The organism is Pelagibacterium flavum, assembly GCF_025854335.1.
Classification (GTDB): Bacteria; Pseudomonadota; Alphaproteobacteria; order Rhizobiales; family Devosiaceae; genus Pelagibacterium; species Pelagibacterium flavum.
In genome coordinates, this window is the sequence record NZ_CP107716.1 from 261,677 (window position 1) to 279,222 (window position 17,546).

The 17,546-nt window shown below is 59.5% G+C and carries 20 protein-coding genes and 1 tRNA gene; 4 read left to right on the forward strand and 17 right to left on the reverse strand.

Annotated features, from left to right (window positions below; all coding sequences use genetic code 11):
• Window positions 1-16: 16 nt before the first annotated feature.
• The 12 genes from rlmH to OF122_RS01395 form a co-directional block, all read right to left on the reverse strand.
• Window positions 17-502: a 23S rRNA (pseudouridine(1915)-N(3))-methyltransferase RlmH gene (gene rlmH / locus OF122_RS01340; RefSeq protein ID WP_264226097.1), complete on the reverse strand. Its 486-nt coding sequence runs from the start codon at window positions 500-502 to the stop codon at window positions 17-19.
• 18 nt (window positions 503-520) lie between these two features.
• Entirely contained in the window at window positions 521-913 is a 393-nt protein-coding gene (gene rsfS / locus OF122_RS01345; RefSeq protein WP_264226098.1) for a ribosome silencing factor, read from the reverse strand.
• Window positions 914-1,115: 202 nt separating this feature from the next.
• Entirely contained in the window at window positions 1,116-1,751 is a 636-nt protein-coding gene (locus OF122_RS01350; protein WP_264226099.1) for a nicotinate-nucleotide adenylyltransferase, read from the reverse strand.
• Window positions 1,748-3,031: a glutamate-5-semialdehyde dehydrogenase gene (locus OF122_RS01355; RefSeq protein ID WP_264226100.1), complete on the reverse strand. Its 1,284-nt coding sequence runs from the start codon at window positions 3,029-3,031 to the stop codon at window positions 1,748-1,750. The genes OF122_RS01350 and OF122_RS01355 overlap by 4 nt, the downstream gene beginning before the upstream one ends.
• 21 nt (window positions 3,032-3,052) lie before the next feature.
• Entirely contained in the window at window positions 3,053-4,195 is a 1,143-nt protein-coding gene (proB, locus tag OF122_RS01360) for a glutamate 5-kinase (RefSeq protein ID WP_264226101.1), read from the reverse strand.
• On the reverse strand, window positions 4,195-5,238 hold the full coding sequence (obgE, locus tag OF122_RS01365) for a GTPase ObgE (protein WP_264226102.1): 1,044 nt from the start codon (window positions 5,236-5,238) through the stop codon (window positions 4,195-4,197). The genes proB and obgE overlap by 1 nt, the downstream gene beginning before the upstream one ends.
• A complete protein-coding gene (locus OF122_RS01370; RefSeq protein WP_264226103.1) occupies window positions 5,235-5,783 on the reverse strand; it encodes a GNAT family N-acetyltransferase in 549 nt (182 codons plus the stop codon). Before OF122_RS01370 ends, obgE begins: the two co-directional genes overlap by 4 nt.
• Before the next feature lie 2 nt (window positions 5,784-5,785).
• Window positions 5,786-6,331, reverse strand: coding sequence for a GNAT family N-acetyltransferase (locus tag OF122_RS01375; protein ID WP_264226104.1), 546 nt, complete (start codon window positions 6,329-6,331; stop codon window positions 5,786-5,788).
• A 123-nt stretch (window positions 6,332-6,454) separates the two neighbouring features.
• The gene (rpmA, locus tag OF122_RS01380) at window positions 6,455-6,721 is read right to left on the reverse strand and encodes a 50S ribosomal protein L27 (RefSeq protein ID WP_264226105.1); all 267 of its coding nucleotides are present in this window, start codon (window positions 6,719-6,721) and stop codon (window positions 6,455-6,457) included.
• A 33-nt stretch (window positions 6,722-6,754) separates the two neighbouring features.
• The gene (locus tag OF122_RS01385; RefSeq protein ID WP_264226106.1) at window positions 6,755-7,417 is read right to left on the reverse strand and encodes a 50S ribosomal protein L21; all 663 of its coding nucleotides are present in this window, start codon (window positions 7,415-7,417) and stop codon (window positions 6,755-6,757) included.
• Window positions 7,418-7,650: 233 nt separating this feature from the next.
• Entirely contained in the window at window positions 7,651-8,343 is a 693-nt protein-coding gene (locus OF122_RS01390) for an MBL fold metallo-hydrolase (RefSeq protein WP_264226107.1), read from the reverse strand.
• Window positions 8,344-8,362: 19 nt separating this feature from the next.
• Window positions 8,363-8,788 (reverse strand): gamma-glutamylcyclotransferase family protein, encoded by a 426-nt coding sequence (locus OF122_RS01395; protein ID WP_264226108.1) that lies wholly within the window; start codon window positions 8,786-8,788, stop codon window positions 8,363-8,365.
• Window positions 8,789-8,910: 122 nt separating this feature from the next.
• On the opposite strand from OF122_RS01395, the gene OF122_RS01400 reads away from it, so the two are divergent.
• From OF122_RS01400 to OF122_RS01415, 4 genes are all read left to right on the forward strand, one after another.
• Window positions 8,911-9,000 (forward strand) — tRNA-Ser (locus tag OF122_RS01400).
• Window positions 9,001-9,329: 329 nt separating this feature from the next.
• Window positions 9,330-10,856 carry an IS21 family transposase gene (gene istA / locus OF122_RS01405; protein WP_264224548.1) on the forward strand — a complete coding sequence of 509 codons (1,527 nt, stop codon included), beginning with the start codon at window positions 9,330-9,332 and terminating at the stop codon, window positions 10,854-10,856.
• Window positions 10,846-11,637 carry an IS21-like element helper ATPase IstB gene (istB, locus tag OF122_RS01410; protein WP_264224549.1) on the forward strand — a complete coding sequence of 264 codons (792 nt, stop codon included), beginning with the start codon at window positions 10,846-10,848 and terminating at the stop codon, window positions 11,635-11,637. The genes istA and istB overlap by 11 nt, the downstream gene beginning before the upstream one ends.
• 270 nt (window positions 11,638-11,907) lie before the next feature.
• A complete protein-coding gene (locus OF122_RS01415) occupies window positions 11,908-12,528 on the forward strand; it encodes a GntR family transcriptional regulator (protein WP_264226109.1) in 621 nt (206 codons plus the stop codon).
• A 62-nt stretch (window positions 12,529-12,590) separates the two neighbouring features.
• Here OF122_RS01415 and OF122_RS01420 read toward each other — a convergent pair whose 3' ends face one another.
• From OF122_RS01420 to OF122_RS01440, 5 genes are all read right to left on the reverse strand, one after another.
• A complete protein-coding gene (locus OF122_RS01420) occupies window positions 12,591-13,178 on the reverse strand; it encodes a DJ-1/PfpI family protein (protein WP_264226110.1) in 588 nt (195 codons plus the stop codon).
• 62 nt (window positions 13,179-13,240) lie between these two features.
• A complete protein-coding gene (locus OF122_RS01425) occupies window positions 13,241-14,194 on the reverse strand; it encodes a substrate-binding domain-containing protein (protein WP_264226111.1) in 954 nt (317 codons plus the stop codon).
• 56 nt (window positions 14,195-14,250) lie between these two features.
• Window positions 14,251-15,147, reverse strand: a complete 897-nt coding sequence (locus OF122_RS01430; RefSeq protein ID WP_264227728.1) for an ABC transporter permease — start codon at window positions 15,145-15,147, stop codon at window positions 14,251-14,253.
• 91 nt (window positions 15,148-15,238) lie between these two features.
• Window positions 15,239-16,810 (reverse strand): sugar ABC transporter ATP-binding protein, encoded by a 1,572-nt coding sequence (locus OF122_RS01435; RefSeq protein ID WP_264226112.1) that lies wholly within the window; start codon window positions 16,808-16,810, stop codon window positions 15,239-15,241.
• On the reverse strand, window positions 16,807-17,511 hold the full coding sequence (locus tag OF122_RS01440) for a GntR family transcriptional regulator (RefSeq protein ID WP_264226113.1): 705 nt from the start codon (window positions 17,509-17,511) through the stop codon (window positions 16,807-16,809). Before OF122_RS01440 ends, OF122_RS01435 begins: the two co-directional genes overlap by 4 nt.
• Between the last annotated feature and the right edge of the window lie 35 nt (window positions 17,512-17,546).

Sequence of the window (17,546 nt, forward strand, 5' to 3'; positions counted from 1 at the left end):
AGCAGAGACGACGTCATCAATCGCCCCGATGGTAGGGATGGCCGGACAAAATTGTCGTTACCCGATAGAGCTGTTCGGCCGCCATTATGCGTACCAGTTGATGTGGCCAGGTCATGGCCGAAAAGGACAACACAAGGTCGGCCCTGTCACGTAACTCGGCCGCCAGCCCGTCCGCACCACCAATCAGGACGACGAGTGCCTGTTTGCCAACGTCGCGCCAATCGGACATCCGTCGGGCAAAATCATCGCTTGGTATGGACTTTCCGCGCTCATCAAGAGCGACAACCACGCTTTTTTCAGGAATGGCGGAGCGAATGGCTCGCGCTTCCTCGCCTTTGCGCGCATCGGCGCTCGAAGCGCGGGATTCGACGAGCTCGACGACGGAAAAATCGGCAAGCCCGAGTGGCCTGCCGCTGGCTATGGCGCGGTCGATATAGCGCGTCACAAGGTCCCGTTCGGGTCCGGCTTTCATTCGCCCGACCGCGACGATCAAAACACGCATGCGAACCGTTAGGCTCTGCTAGTGCGTATCAGTCCCGAAATCCGCGGCCCACATCTTTTCGATGTTGTAGAACTCACGAACCTCAGGGCGGAAAATGTGTACGATCACATCGGATGCATCGACCAGAACCCAGTCGGCCGAGGGAAGTCCTTCGATCCGGGGCTTGTCGTAGCCATGCTCCTTGAGCGACTGGACCAATTGATCGGCCACGGCTGCAACATGACGATTGGAGCGTCCCGACGTAACGACCATATGGTCGGCGAGCGAGGATTTTCCGGTGATGTCGATGGAGATCGTTTCTTCGGCCTTTGCATCGTCAAGCGATGCGAGGATCAGGTCGAGAACGGGGACCTGAGGAACGGCCTTGGTTGCGGTATCGCCCGATACCGACTTATTGGGCGTTGGAGCCATCAAGCGTGGTCCTCCGCCCTTTGGGGCATTTGTTGGGTCATCAAGCCTTTTCGGTTTCCTTGTATCAGCTTGTCGATAAACGCATGCAGCGCCTCATGCGATGCATGGGACCAATATGCGTGCGCCACGGCACTTTGCCAAGGGCCAGCATGGGCCAATATCGATCATGGATTAATGTCGTTAATGAGACGGTAACCAAATGTCAGGGCCGCGGATCTTTCGGAGAGCCGTTGCGCAGTTGGGTCGATGACAATGTGCTCATCAGGCCATGGAGGAACACCCAGGACGGCGGCTGCGCTGTCGCGAGAAGCGGTGCGTCGCCCTCGTCGAGGCGCGACTGGGCAAAGCGCAGCGCCGCTTTTGAAAAGGGCGCGCGGCGCGTCGAGCCCGGCCTGACATAGACTGCTATGGGGACGAGAGCAAAAATATCTTCCCAGCGCTCCCAACGATGAAAGCTCGACAGGGAGTCCGCCCCCATTATCCAGACAAAGCGCCGATCGGGCAGGGTACGCGTGAGATAATCGAGGGTCTGATAGGTATAAGTGAACCCGTGCGCCGCCTCGAAACCTGTGACGCGGATAGCCGGATGGTCAACGAGCGCCCGCGCCGCTTTCACGCGGGTCTCAAGAGGGGCGAGCTCGGAGCGGTTCTTTAACGGATTGCCCGGAGTCACCAGCCACCAGACGGCATCGAGGCCCAGCCGCTTGAGGCTTTCGCGCGACACGAGACCATGGCCCTCATGGGGTGGGTTGAAGCTGCCGCCGAACAACCCGATGCGCATGCCGGGCGCCGAGGGCGGCAGATCGGTGATACCGGGGACAATGAGACGATTGGTCAAGGGCGGGTCTGCCCGGTGCCGCGCACGAGGTATTTAAAACTCGTCAGTTGTTCGACGCCGACCGGACCGCGGGCGTGCATCTTGCCGGTGGCGATGCCGATCTCGCCCCCGAAGCCAAATTCTCCGCCATCGGCAAACTGGGTCGAGGCATTGTGCATGAGGATCGCGGAATCGATTTCGTTGAAGAATTTTTCGACCGCCTGTGCATCCTCGGCGATGATCGCCTCAGTATGGTGCGACGAATAATGCTCGATATGGGCGATGGCTTCGTCCACATCGGCGACGATTTTCACCGAGATGATCGCGTCCTCATATTCGGTGCGCCAATCCTCTTCGGTGGCAGGGCGGGCGGTGGCGACCAGGTTGCGAACGGTCTCGTCGCCGCGGATTTCGCAGCCCTTTTCAACCAGCGCATCAATGATGGGTTTGAGATGGGTAGCGAGGACATCCTTGTGGATCAGCAAAGTTTCGGCTGCTCCGCATATGCCGGTGCGGCGCATCTTGGCGTTGGCGATAACGCTGACGGCAATGTCGAGGGCGGCGCTTTTATCGACATAGACATGCACCAGGCCCTCGAGGTGAGCAAAGACCGGCACGCGGGCTTCGGACTGAACACGGCTGACGAGGCCCTTGCCGCCCCTGGGCACAATCACGTCGATGGCGCCGCCAAGCCCCTTGAGCATTTCGCCCACGGCTGCCCGGTCCGTCGTCGGGACGATCTGGATGGCGTCCTGGGGCAGACCGGCAGCGTTCAGACCCTCGACAAGGCAGGCATGGATGGCGCGGGATGAATGAAAGCTGTCGGACCCGCCGCGCAGGATGACGGCGTTGCCAGCCTTGAGGCATAGCGCACCGGCGTCTGCGGTCACATTGGGCCGGGACTCAAAAATCACGCCGATGACGCCGAGCGGGGTGCGCACGCGGGAAATATCGAGGCCATTGGGGCGCTGCCAATTGGCGATAACAGTTCCGACAGGGTCGGGCAGGTCGGCAACCGTTTCCAGCGCCGAGATGATACCATCAAGACGGGTATCATCGAGCAGCAGGCGATCGAGAAAGGCCGCGCTCATGCCGCCGGACTTGGCCGCTTCAAGGTCGGTCTGGTTGGCGGCCAGGATCCTTGCGCGATTGATGTCTGCCGTTTTTGCGGCGGCGCGCAATGCTGCGGTTTTTTTATCGCTCGATGTGTGGGCGAGAATGGATGCGGCCTTGCGTGCCCGGCGCCCGAGGTCATCCATTGTTGCCACAAGGGCGTCGGTTTGCTGTGCGGCTGCGCTCATGACGGCCTCCCGGTTTTTTACTTATTGGCCCAAAAGCACCAGATTGTCGCGATGCACAAGTTCGGTGCGCGTCGAAGGGCCGAGCATGTCCTTGATCGTCTCGCTTTTCTTGCCGATCACCAGATCGGCCGAGTCGCGGTCGAGGCCGACAAGGCCACGGGCAATTTCGCGATTCTCAAGATCGCGGATCGCCACGACGTCGCCGCGCACGAAGTCGCCGCGCAGTTTCACCACACCGATGGGCAAGAGCGAGCGCCCGCCCTTGAGCGCGCGTACGGCGCCATCGTCGATGGTGATCTGACCGGTAACCTCGAGCGTTCCCATGATCCAGCGTTTGCGCGCCGCGGTGGTGTTTGTCGCGGGAGCAAAAAGCGTGTGGCGGCCGCCTTCGATCAGATTGCGCAGCGGGTGCAATCCGGTCCCCAGCGCAATGATCATTGCCGTTCCCGCGCTTGCTGCGATCTTGCCGGCGCCCAGCTTGGTGGTCATGCCGCCGCGGGACAGATGGCTCGCGGCCCCGCCGGCCATGGCTTCGATCTCGGGGGTAATCTCGGCGACGTGGGGAATGTGGCGCGCATCGGGGTTTTGCGCCGGGGGGGCGGTGTAGAGCCCGTCGATATCGGAAAGCAGAACGAGCATATCCGCTTCGATCATCGTGGCGACGCGGGCCGAAAGGCGGTCATTGTCGCCATAGCGAATCTCGAAGGTCGCGACCGAGTCGTTCTCGTTGATGATCGGAACGGCCCCCAGGCCGAGCAACGTGTTGACCGTGGTGCGGGCATTGAGAAAATAGCGCCGCTCTTCGGTGATATTGGGGGTCAACAGGATCTGACCGGTGGTGATGCCGTGCTCGCTCAAATGGCTGGCCCAGGCCTGAGAGAGGGCAATCTGTCCGGCGCTGGCTGCCGCCTGGCTCTGATCGAGCGGGAGGGTCTTGCCGGGCAGGCCCAGAATGCGGCGGCCCAAGGCGATGGCTCCTGAAGATACGATGACCACATCGCGCCCTTCGGCCTTGAGCGCGGCAATGTCACTGGCAAGAGCCGCGAGCCATTCGGTGCGCAACCTGCCCGATTTGTCATCGACAAGCAGGGCGGAGCCGATCTTGATGACCAGCCGCCTGTGTCCCGCCAAAGGATTTTGCGTTTCGACCCCCTGGGACTGCATCAGGGCACCCATTTGTCCTTGATATCGGTTCGTGAGGAGCGCGCCTCGTTCTCCTTGTTGTGGTCGAGCACGGCAAGCACTGCGTAGAGCACGGCTTCCACGTTCTTTCCAGTTGCACCCGAGATGGCCAGAACATCACCGCCCGACGCCTCTTTGAGGGCGCTCAGACGCTCAGCGAGCGTATCCTCATCCAAAGCGTCGATCTTGTTGAGGCAGAGGATTTCTTCCTTGCCGACCAGTCCACCGCCATAGGCTTCAAGCTCGTTGCGGATCGTTTTATAGGCGCCAACCACGTCTTCCTGGGTGCCGTCCACGAGATGGACCAGCACGCCACAGCGCTCGACATGGCCCAAAAACCGATCGCCCAGCCCAGCGCCTTCCGAAGCGCCTTCGATCAGGCCGGGGATGTCGGCAAGCACAAACTCACGCGCTCCGGCGCGAACGACGCCGAGACCGGGGTGCAGTGTGGTGAATGGGTAATCTGCGATCTTTGGTTTGGCGGCGGTGACAGCAGAGAGAAATGTGGACTTGCCCGCATTGGGAAGCCCCACCAGGCCGGCGTCGGCGATCAGCTTGAGCCGCAGCCATATCCATTTCTCCTCGCCGGGCAGCCCAGGGTTGGCGCGGCGAGGGGCCTGATTGGTCGATGTCTTGAAGTGCGCGTTGCCAAAGCCGCCATTGCCGCCTTCGAGCAGGGTCTGGCGCTGTCCCACCTCGGTAAAATCGGCAATCAGCGTTTCCCCGTCCTCTTCAAAAATCTGGGTGCCGACCGGTACTTTGAGGACAACGTCGGCGCCATCGGCTCCGGTGCGATCCTGCCCCATGCCATGGTTGCCGGCGCCGGCCTTGAAATGCTGCTGATAGCGATAGTCGATGAGCGTGTTGAGCCCATCGACGCATTCGACGAGCACGTCGCCGCCACGTCCGCCATTGCCGCCATTGGGACCGCCGAACTCGACGAACTTCTCGCGCCTGAAGGCGATCGAGCCAGCCCCGCCATTGCCCGAGCGGATATAGACCTTGGCCTGATCGAGAAATTTCATAGTGTTTCAAGCGCCTTGTAAAAGGCGTCCCGTGTCAACTCGGTTTCGATATGGTCGATGTCGGTGTTCTGGGCAAGGCAGATTCGCTTGCCGATGCCGGTTTGGACAAAGCCCAGCTTGTTCTGGATGGCCAGAGATGCCGCATTGAAGTGAAAAACCCCCGAGACCAGGCGGTTGGCGCCGGTGGTCGAAAAATACCACTCGATGACCGCCGCGGTTGCCTCGGTCATATAGCCCTTGCCCCAGTAGGGCTGGCCAAGCCAGTAGCCGATTTCGGCGTCATGGCCTTCCTTGTGCATGCCGCAAAAACCCATGACACCCTGGCGCGGATCGCACACCGCAAAGGTAATCGAGTCCGGAGTCCATTCCCTTTTCTGGCGCATGAGCCAGTCCACAGCCATGTTGATGGTATAGGGATAGGGCACGCGGGCGAGGTTCTTGGTTACCTCGAAATTATTGAGCAGGGACGCGATGCGGGGCGCATCCCGCAGCCGGGGGCGGCGCAGGATCAACCTTCGGGTGCGGATCTCGGGTTGTTCGGCCATGATCAGATCGGTTCCGCCGGGATGGTCAGTTCATATGTTGTGACCGGAACATCCTTGTGAGGGCCGCACGCTGATACGGTTTCATCGAGACGAACAAAATCGAGCTTTTCGAGGATCGCGCGTGACGCGCCATTTTCGCTGCGGGCCTTGGCGCGCAGGGTTGCGCAATGACCGGTGGTCCGGACCGATCCAATAAGCGCGCCGGTCGCTTCGGTTGCATAGCCCTGACCCCAATAGGGTTCTCCGAGCCAGTATCCGATTTCGGGAGTAGATTCGAGGCCCAGGTGTAGGCCGATCATCCCGATCAGAACACCGTTCTGCAGCGTGATGGCATAGGCATGTTCGGTCTCGCTTCGGGCGATGGTCTCGACAAACTGTGCCGCGTCGCTTTCGGCATAGGGGAAGGGCAGGGTGGTCATCGCGTGGATCTTGCGGTTGTTGGCGAGAACGGCAATGGCGGAAATGTCGGCGCTACAAGGCGCGCGCAGGACGAGGCGTTCGGTCTCGATCCGATCCGGCATTGCACGTCTTAGCGCTTCGCTGTCCATCTAATTGCCCTTGCAAACGAAAAAGGGAGCCGATGACGGCTCCCCTGATCCATATGCGATTGCGCTGCCGGGGAGAAGGTCTCCGGCAACTCCGTTTCGGAGCGATCCGAACGGCCTGCCGAATTATTCAGCAGCCTTGAGCGGCGCAACCGATACATAGCTTTTGCCGCCCGACTTGGTGGCGAATGTCACCTTGCCGTCGACGAGAGCGAAAATGGTGTGGTCCTTGCCCAGGCCAACATTAGTGCCCGGATGCCATTTGGTGCCGCGCTGGCGCACGATGATGTTGCCGGCGACAACGGCTTCGCCGCCGAACTTCTTGACGCCGAGGCGGCGGCCGGCTGTATCGCGACCGTTGCGGGATGAGCCGCCTGCTTTCTTATGTGCCATGGTTCAATATCCTCGAATTTGTCTGTGTCGCGATTACTGATCGGCCTTGGCGCGCGGGGGCTTGCCGGCAATCAGCTCATTGGCCTGGTCGACCCATTCGTCGCGCTCGATGCGGCCCTTGAAATCAAGCTCTTCGTCGAACTTGGCGACGTCGGCCTTGGTCCACTTGGCGATCTGGGTCAGGCTGGTGATGCCGGCTGCAGCGAGCTTTTTTTCCAGCGCGGGACCAACGCCGCCGATCAGCTTGACGTCGTCCTTGAAGTCGGCTGCGGGAGTGGCTTCAGTCTTTTCAGCCTTGGCGGGCTTGGCTTCGGCAGCAGGTTTGGCTTCTGCCTTTGCAGCCTTTTTGGGCGCAGCGGCCTTCTTGCCCGAAGGCTTGGCGCCGCCGGTCAGAATTTCGGTGATGCGGACCAGCGTCAGTTCCTGACGGTGGCCATTCTTGCGGCGATAGCCCTGGCGGCGCTTCTTTTTGAAAACAATGACCTTCTTGTCGCGGAACTGCTCAACGACTTCGCCGGCAACCAGCGCGCCATCGACGAGCGGGGCACCGAGCGTGACGTCGGCACCGGCGCCAACCATCAGGACGTTTTCAAAGGTGATGGCATCGCCGGCTTCGCCAGCGAGCTTTTCGACGCGGACCAGATCATTGGCAGCAACTTTGTACTGCTTGCCACCGGTCTTGATGACTGCAAACATATGTTTTGGCCGGATTTTCACCCGGTTCCCTTGGTTTTCGCACCTTACGGCGCCGCGGACGATGCCTGTTTTCCGCGGTCTTCCGGCTGGCCGGAGATATAGTTCCGGCGGGCGGCCTGTGGCAGCGTATTTGAACAAAACAAATGGCGCACAGGCGGGGCCCATGCGCATTCGGAGCTGCTTATCGGTGCAAATGGCTCAAGAGTCAAGGCCAGCACGCGTCTGAGCGATCCCTAATACCAGTCCCGTTCGACGATCTCGGTGTTCGAGCCTTTGGGCATCAATGCCGTCAGGTCAGAGGGCTCTTTACCCGGCTTGTCGAAAGGAAAGCGATAGTGAAAGGGATAAACATAGCGCGGCGCGGTTTTTTCGATGCAGGTCAGCACCTGATCGGGGGTCATCGTATAGGGCAGGTTCATGGGAAAGAACGCGATGTCGATCTTGCCCAATTGATCCATTTCCTGGGTCGGCTCGGTGTCCGAAGCCAGATAGACCACGGTGCCGGAAAAGTCGAAGAGATAGCCGTTTCCGACACCCTTTTCATGATATTTCTGACGATCAGGGGTGGTGTTGTACATCGCGACGGCGCGGATGGTGATGCCATGCCATTCGGTTGTCTCGCCGTTCGCCATCAACGTTGTGCGGACGACCATGTCCTCGGGCAACTGATCATAGACAATCCTGGGGGCGATGATCTGCGTGTCCTCGCCTATGACGGCGCCCAATGTCTCGAGTTCGAGATGGTCGCCGTGATGGTGGGTGAGAATGATCAGGGTTGGTGCAGCGAAATCGGCAAAGCGGGCCGGATCGCCGACGGGATCGCAATAGATGGTCTCCCCGCTCCATTCCATGACGAAGGTGGCGTGATGGATTGGAGCGATGACCAGGGGGCCGGCTGGCGTATCGTAGGTGTCGCGCTCTTTCATCGGTCTCTCCCTTTGTTGGTCAGCTCGCAAAGTCGTCCGACCTGTACTGCGCAATGGCTTGAGGCCGGTGGAGCGCTGTCCAGGTTTCAAACGACCATCGTGGGGCGTCGGTATTGATCGTCTTTGTGGGAAAATAGGTCTGAGCGGTCCCGGTTCCACCCTGCGTCTCGATTTCGATCCTGCCGCGCCGATATTCGTCGCCTTCGAAGGCATCGAGCCGCGCCATATCGCGCTGACCCAGTCCTGCGATCTTAAGCCCGAGGGTCCATTGATTGGCCGGGACCAGTGCGGGATAAAGCCGGTCGGGATAGTAAACGGTGCGCCATCCATATGCCCGGGCATCGACACGGTCGGCCGGGGGCACGGCACGGCCAAGGACGCCCTCGAGAATTTCCCGGTCGCGCAATGTGCCATAGACGAAAAGGGCAAGATCGATCTCAGTCATGAAAAGGTGACTATCAGGCTTGGCGACAATTCAAAACAAGGTGTTGCGGGGCAACCAACCCTATGCCATATAGCGCCCACCCAACGACCCAAGCGGCGATCGTCTCGCCGCGACACCAAGACGGAGAGGTGCCGGAGTGGTCGAACGGGGCGGTCTCGAAAACCGTTGAGCGCGCGAGCGTTCCGAGGGTTCGAATCCCTCCCTCTCCGCCATTTTTTTCCTTTAAATCGCTAATAATATGCGAGAAATTGGTTTTTCGCTGGGACGCGCCCTAAGATAAACCCTAAAGCCAGCGCTTGGCACGGCTCATTGATTGACTATCGGGCTATTGAGCACAAACACCCTTTGCGGAGGCAACTTTGTGCCTCGCGTTACAAGGGCGTTCAGATACCTTCTGCGTTGGTGGCCTTCGACGAGTTTCTCCTGCCTGTTGATTTCCGCTGAGAAGTGACCCGGTTCAGGGAGATTTTTCCACTGAGAAGTGACCCATGTTTGAACGCTATCCTGCTCGTTTTGGGCGGGAGATTTAGGAGTGTTGGACATGGCGTTTTTGAGCGTTATCCGGCGCTGGCATTTCCGGGACGGTTTATCGATCCGGGAGATTGCGCGGCGCACGGGCCTGTCCCGGAATACCATTCGCAAATACCTTCGGACCGATACGGTTGAGCCGAAGTTCCAGGTTCCAGATCGGCCAAGCAAGATCGATGCTTTTGCCGAGAAGCTGTCAGGCTGGCTGAAGGCCGAGAGCCGCAAGCCGCGCAAGCAGCGGCGCACCATCAAGCAGATCCATGCTGATCTGGTGAGCCTCGGTTTCGAAGGCTCTTATGGTCGTGTGGCGGCCTTTGCCCGTCGATGGAAAGAGGAACGCCAGCGCGAGCAGAATGTGAGCGGCAGGGGCGTTTTCGTTCCTCTTGTTTTTGAGCCTGGCGAAGCTTTCCAGTTTGACTGGAGCGAGGATTGGGCACTGATCGGGGGCGAGCGGATCAAGCTCCAGGTCGCCCATACCAAGCTCTGCTACAGCCGGGCCTTTATTGTGCGGGCCTATCTGCTCCAGACCCACGAGATGCTGTTTGATGCCCACAACCATGCCTTCCGAGTTCTGGGCGGCGTCCCGCGCCGGGGCATTTATGACAACATGAGGACGGCCGTGGACAAGGTTGGCCGTGGCAAGGCACGTCAGGTCAATGCCCGGTTCTCGGCCATGGCCAGCCACTTCCTGTTCGAGCCCGAGTTCTGCAATCCCGCTGCCGGTTGGGAAAAGGGTATGGTGGAAAAGAACGTGCTCGATATGCGGCACCGGCTTTTCCAGCCCTTGCCACGTGCAAACTCGCTCGATGAGTTGAACGTCTGGCTCGAGCAGCGCTGTGTGGCTCTATGGGAAGAGATTGCTCATGGCGCGGAACCGGGTTCGGTTGCCAATTCCTGGTGCATCGAGACGCCGTATCTGATGACCGTGCCGCGGGCCTTTGACGGGTTCATCGAACATACCAAACGGGTCTCGCCCACCTGCCTGGTTCACCTCGAGCGCGTTCGCTATAGCGTTCCGGCCTCGTTCGCCAACAGACCGGTCAGCGTCAGGGTCTATCCGGACCGCATTGTCGTTGTCGCTGAAGGCCAGGCGATCTGCGAGCACAAGAGGATTATCGAGCGGCATCATGGGCAGGGTCACACCGTTTATGACTGGCGCCATTATCTGGCGGTGATCCAGCGCAAGCCCGGTGCCCTGCGCAATGGTGCACCCTTTGCCGACATGCCCGATGGATTCCGGCAACTTCAGCGCCACCTTCTGGGCAAACCCGGTGGCGATCGTGAGATGGTCGAGATCCTGGCTCTGGTTCTCCATCACGACGAACAGGCGGTGCTGGCCGCGGTCGAGATGGCGCTGGAGGCCGGGGTGCCCACCAAGACCCATATCCTCAACCTGTTGCACAGGCTGATCGATGGCAAGCCGGGAACGGTGCCGCCAGTCAGGGCACCGCAGGCCCTTGTGCTGGGCAAGGAACCGCAGGCCAATGTCGAGCGCTACGATACCCTGCGCGCGGACAAGGAGGTGCGCCATGCGTCATGATCCGGCAAGCGCGGCCCTGATCATCATGCTCAAGAGCCTCAAGATGGCAGGCATGGCCCAGGCAATCAGCGAACTCACCGAACAGGGATCTCCGGCCTTTGAATCGGCCGTTCCGATCCTCTCACAATTGCTCAAGGCCGAGATGGCTGAAAGAGAGACGCGATCCATTGCCTATCAGCTCAAGGTGGCGCGCTTTCCAACCTACAAGGACTTGGCTGGCTTTGATTTTGCCAGTAGCGAGATCAATGAGGCCCTGGTGCGCCAGCTTCATGCCGGCGCCTTTATCGACAAGGCCGACAACGTGGTGTTGGTGGGCGGGCCGGGAACCGGCAAGACCCACATCGCCACGGCACTGGGCATTCAGGCCATCGAGCATCACCGCAAGCGGGTTCGCTTCTTTTCGACCGTCGAACTGGTCAATGCGCTGGAGCAGGAAAAGGCCCAGGGCAAGGCCGGGCAGATCGCCAACCGGCTCATCCATTCCGATCTGGTGATCCTTGATGAGCTCGGATATTTGCCCTTCAGCGCTTCAGGAGGAGCATTGCTCTTCCATCTGCTGAGCAAGCTCTATGAGCGCACCAGCGTCATCATCACCACCAATCTCAGCTTTGCCGAATGGGCCAGCGTATTCGGCGACGCCAAGATGACGACCGCGCTGCTCGACCGGCTGACCCATCACTGCCATATCCTCGAGACCGGAAACGACAGCTTCCGGTTCAAAAACAGCTCGGCCCAAACCGTCAAAACCAAAAAGGAGAAAACACCCGGCTTGACCACCTGACCAATCCCAAATCATATCCATGAGGCGGGTCAATTCTCGGTGAAAATACCGGGTCACTTCTCAGCAGAAATCAACATACACGGATCACAGACATATTCTCCTCCTATATTCTGTATATTATGGAAACAAACATCCAAATTATACAAAGTCAATGTCTGATTGTGTGGTAAGGGGTTTGCGGTTAGACTCCGCCAAGCTTATAGAGGGAGTGCGTTGGTGAATGAGGTTTTGGCATCGAGCGAGCCCAAAGCGGCTCGACCCCGGCGTCGTATGGGTTTGGCCGAATTGATGCGTGAAGACATAGTTTCAGGCGCGTTGCCGGCTGGCAGTCCGCTGAAAACCATTGAGCTGTCAAAGCGTTATGGGGTCAGTACCAATCCCGTTCGCGAAGCGCTACACCAGCTGAGCGGTGAGGGATTCGTGGTTTTGTCGCGCAACCGCAGCGCACAGGTTCGCAGTCTCGATGAATCGTTCGTGCGCAATATTTTCGATATTCGCACCCTCATCGAGCCTTATCTGATCCGGGTGTTTGTGGAGCAGGCTCGCGAGGAAGACGTTGAACGTGCGCGTATGGTCCAGCATCAGCTCGAGCAATCGCAGGGCGACCAGGTTGAGTGGGACAGCCTGGACGAAGAATTTCACGGCATCATGTATCGGCGGCATTTTAACGGCGAGGCACGCGCCATTCGTCAGCGCCACGGAGAGGTGGTGAGGGCTCTGGCGCGGCGCTATCCGATCAGTCGTGCCCGCCGCGCTGCCGTGCTCAAGGATCATTGGGATATCATCGAGGCGGTCGAGGCCCATGATGCCGATCGTGCAGCTCAAGTCGTCGAACGCCACGCTCGCGGCGCTGAACGCCATCTCTTGCTCAGAATGCAGGAAGATAATTGAATTGCAGACGAAACGCCGATTGGGCTTGGGCTCGAGCGACCTCATCCCTCGAGCCCTTTTACTCAGTCCAAAACGATCTTGGTGCCCAGGACATTGAGGCACTCACGGATAAAGGCAGCAAGCGCTGTCCAGCCTTTCGCCGATACCATCTTGCCATCGACAAGCGCCTCGGTTGGTGACAGGTCAACATATGTCCCACCTGCCAGAATAACTTCCGGCTCGCAGGCCCCCAAAGCACCCACTCTTTTCCCGCGTACGACGCCGTCCACGGCGATCAGGATCTGGACCCCGTGGCAGATTGTAAAGATCGGCTTGTCGTTCTCATGAAAGTGCCGAACCATGTCCTGAACCCGCTTGTCGGTCCGGATATACTCAGGACCCCTTCCACCGGCCGCATAGACCGCGTCGTACTCATCAAGATTGACTTCATCGAAAGTCTTGTTGAGCTGGAAATAGTGCCCGAGCTTTTCGGTATAGGTCTGGTGTCCCTCGAAGTCGTGGAGCGAGGTGGCGATCAATTGGCCGGCCTTTTTGTCTGGGCAGACCACGTGGACGATATGGCCAACGGCCTCCATCGCTTGCTGGTAAACGTAGATTTCGTACTCTTCGGTGAATTCGCCGACGAGCATGAGGATTTTCTTGGCGGGCATTGTCCGTCTCCAGAATAAAACGCGTGCAGGGAAGGGCCATTTTGTGGCCCTCCCGAAATCGATCAGAACGGCGAGTCGGGAAAATAGAACTCTTCGGCATTATCGATGGTGATCAAGGGGGCATCGAGGATGACTTCCCCACGCACCGGCGCCTGGCCGTTGAGATTAGCGGCGGTCAGATACATGGCCGTCTTGATCATCGAGGGCGGATACGGGGTCGAGATGGGCGTGCGCGGGTCGCCGGCCCGGACCATCTCGACAATATCGACCATGCCATTGGCACCGAGCGCGAATTTGATGTCGTCGCGGCCGGCCTGGTCGATAGCTTCAAGCACGCCCAGCAACATGTCGTCATCATTGGCCCAGACCGCATCGATATGGGAGTATTTGGCAAGATAGTCTTGCATAAGATTGAACGCTTCGTCCCGATTCCAGTTGGCATATTGGATGTCGAGGATGTTGATGTTGGTGCCCTCGAGAGCGTCCTGAAATCCCTGAATGCGTTCATCATCGATGACGGTGGGAATACCGCGAAGTACGACCACGTCACCTTCCCCACCTAGCTGTTCGGACAGCCAGTTGGCGGTGTTGGCGCCAACGGCGATATTGTCACCGGCAACGTAGAGGTCCTGTATTCTGGGATCGGTCAGTCCACGATCGACGACAGTTATGAAAGTGCCAGCGTCCTTGACTGTCTCGACCGGGCCGGTGAGCTCCTCGGAGGTGAAGGGTAGAATGACCAGCGCATCTGGATCGCGTGAAGCCTGCAAGTCTTCGAGCGCACCGACCTGAGCAATGGCCGAGGGTGAGGTGTTTACGACCACGTCGATATTGGGAAAGGCCTCGCGGATTTCCGCGGCGGCCGCTTCGGCATGATAGACAACGCCTCCGGTCCATCCGTGTGTCGCGGCCGGAATGGAAACGGCCATAACCTTTTGCTCCTCTTGGCCCAGGGCCGGTGCAGCCGCGGCAATTGCGGCGACACTGAGCAGTGTAGACATACTCAAATACTTCATGGATTGTCCTCCCTAAATGATGAGCCAAGTGTATTGGTAGAAGTCATGTGGCTCGCTCATGACCGCCTGGAAAACCTCTGGATCAGCATGGCGACGATGATGATGACGCCCTGAACTGCTGCCACGAGGTATTCGGAAATGAAGTCGGAAAGCACCATGAGGTTGGCGATCATCTCAAGGATGACGGCACCGGCGATCGTGCCCCAGATGTGGCCCTTTCCCCCGCGGAGCGCAGTGCCACCAATGACCACGGCGGTGATCACCTGAAGCTCCCAGAGCAGTCCGGTCGTTGGGGTCGCGGCGCCCAAGCGCGGCACATAGCAGACAGCGGCAATCGCAACGCAGATGCCCTGTATCACGAAAGCCGTGGTGCGAATTCTTGCGACGGAGATGCCGGAAAACCGCGCAACCTCCTCGTTGGCGCCGACGGCGGCGCACCGGCGGCCATATTTGGTCTTGTAGAGGATGAACGCCCCGATCCCGGCCACGATCGCGCAGATGACGATGGGTATGGGAATGCCCAAGACCTCGCCGAAATAGATGGGCCGGAAGGGATCGCGCAAAGAGCGGTCGATCGGGATTGTTCCGCCATTGGACATAAAGGTGATGAAGGCCCGGAAAATGCCCATCGTGCCAAGGGTGACGATGAACGGCTCGATCCTGCCGATCGTGACAATCAGTCCGTTAAAGAGCCCGCACAGCGCTCCGACGCAGATCACAAGGCCTATACCGGCAATGATGGCATTGGCTTCGAGGCTGGGGACCAGAGCATTCATGAACATGATCATGATGCCGGCGACAAATGCCGTCATGGCGCCGACTGAAAGGTCCAGGCCGCCCGAAGAGATGACGAACGTTGCGCCTACGGCGATGATTGCCACGAAGGTGGACCGCGTTAGGACGTTGGACACGTTGGTGGCCGAAAGGAAATCGGGATTGATCAGCACGCCCATCACAGCCAGAGCCACAAGGGCGATGAACGGGCCCAGATCGAACCAGTTGATGCGCTTGAGAATTGGTTCCTGTCCGGGAACCGCTATGATATCAGTCACGTATTGTTTCCTCCCCCGTCTTCGCCGATCCGTTGTTGCTGGTTGCGGCGAGAACGACTGCGTCTTCGGTGATCTGGTCACCCGTGAGTTCTTTCGTGATCCGGCCGCTGCGCATGACCAGCACCCGGTCACACAGGCCGACGAGTTCTTGAAGCTCCGAAGAGATCACCACGCAGGCCTTGCCGGCACTGACGAGCTTGTCGATGAAGGCATAGATCTGGCCCTTGTTGCCGATGTCGATGCCGCGCGTGGGTTCATCGATGATGACGACGTCGGGATCGAGCATCATGATCTTGGCAAGCAGAAGCTTTTGCTGGTTGCCGCCCGAGAGTTGACCCGCCTTAAGCTTCTTGCTGCGGACCCGGATATCGTATTTTTCGATGGCGCCGTCGAGTTCGCGGCTTTCCAGCCGCTCGTCGGTGTAAATGGTGCGAAAGAGCCATGAGAGCGCCGAAAGGACAAGGTTAGGCGCAAGCCGTTCGCCGAGCAGCAGACCCTTGCCCTTGCGGTCCTCGGTCAGATAGCCGACCCCCAATTCCATCGCATCGGCGACCGAGCCGATCCTGACACGCTTGCCGCGTACCATGACGGATTTCACATGAGCCGGACGAAGCCCCAAAAGACCTTCGAACACCTCGGTTCGTCCCGCGCCCATCATGCCGCCAAAGCCCAGGATTTCGCCTGGCCTGGCGCTAAAGGAGATGTCGTGGGCAGTTCCAGGAACCTGTAACCCCTCAACCTCGAGCAGGGGAGGATGGCTGGAGGCGCCGCGCTTGGGCGGATAGAGCATCGAGAGCTCGCGCCCCACCATCATGCGGGCCATGTCTTCCTGGGACAGTTCGGCCGCGGCGTGTGTGCCGATTTTCTCGCCATCGCGTAGAACGGTGATCCTATCGGCCAGTGCCTGGACCTCGTCGAGGCGGTGAGAGATATAGAGAACCGCGACGCCCTGCCGGCGCAAGCGGCGCGCGATGCCGAGCAAGGTTTCCACTTCATTTGCCGTGAGCACGGCCGTTGGCTCATCGAAAATCACCAGCCGGTGATCTTCAAGCAACGCCCGGGCGATCTGGACCAGTTGCCGCTGGGCAATGGGAAGGGTGTTGACCGGATCGCGCGGTGACGCCGTCGCACCGAGCTCTGCAAGCTTTTCGCGTGCAATTGCCTCCATGCGCGCGTTGTCGATGATCCCGTTCCTGGTCAGTTCGCGGCCCATGAACAGGTTCTCGGCGACCGTGAGGTCGCCAGCGAGCAGGATTTCCTGGTGAACGAGCACGATGCCCGCATCTTCGGCATCGGCGGGCTTGGAAAATTTTGCCGTTTCGCCCAGGTAGCGAATCGAACCATCGGTGGGCTGGATATAGCCCGAGATCAGGCGCATCAGGGTCGATTTTCCAGCGCCGTTCTCGCCGATGATTGCATGAACCTCTCCGGTGCGGATCTCAAGGTCGACGTCGCGCAACACCTTGATCGGGCCATAGCTTTTGCCCAGCCCCGAAAGCGCGATCAGCGGTGCCGACTGCACCTTGTGGTCCGCCGATTGCTCGATGCTGGCTGTGGCAGTCATTCGAACACCGGAAGGATTCTGTCGCGCGAGCGTTCGATGTGCACGCGCATAGCGCGCTCGGCGGCGTCGGCGTCGCGATGCTCGAAGGCGGTAATGATCGCTTCGTGTTCGGCCAGAGCCTCTTCGGTAACACGCGAATGGAACAACAACCGGAAGATGTGAAAGTGCACATGCTGATGGGCAAGAATGCCGCGCACGAGCTGGTTTCCCGCTTCCTTGAGAATGAGGTCGTGGAAGATGGCATCCTGACGCGCGAACTCAGAATAGCGGGCGCGCTCGTCCTTCTTGTTGCTCCGCCGGGCCATTACGCCTGCCGCTTCGGTAAGCGCGGAAAGATTTGATGCGTCGAGATTGGCAACCACGCGGCGGGCGGCGTCAGGCTCAAGAAGCAAGCGAAGCTCGTATAGCTCGGAAAACTGCGCCCGAGTCAGTTGCGGCGCGGCGCTGTAGCCCATCAGGTGGGTCTTGATCACCAGTCCCTCACCCTCGAGGCGGCCCAGGGCCTCGCGGATCGGGGTCTGGGAAACGCCGAACTCGCGGGCGAGTGTGTCCACTGTGATGCGTGATCCCGGCGGAATCTTGAGCGCCATCAGCTGCGAGAAAATGGTGTCGTAGATTTCACTGGCCAGCCCAGCCGGGCGGCGGATCGGCGAGGTCGCCGGCTCGGTTGTTGATGCGGGGAATGGATGTTCTTGCGCCATGTTTGCCTCTTGACATTGCGCGACTGCTAACACGA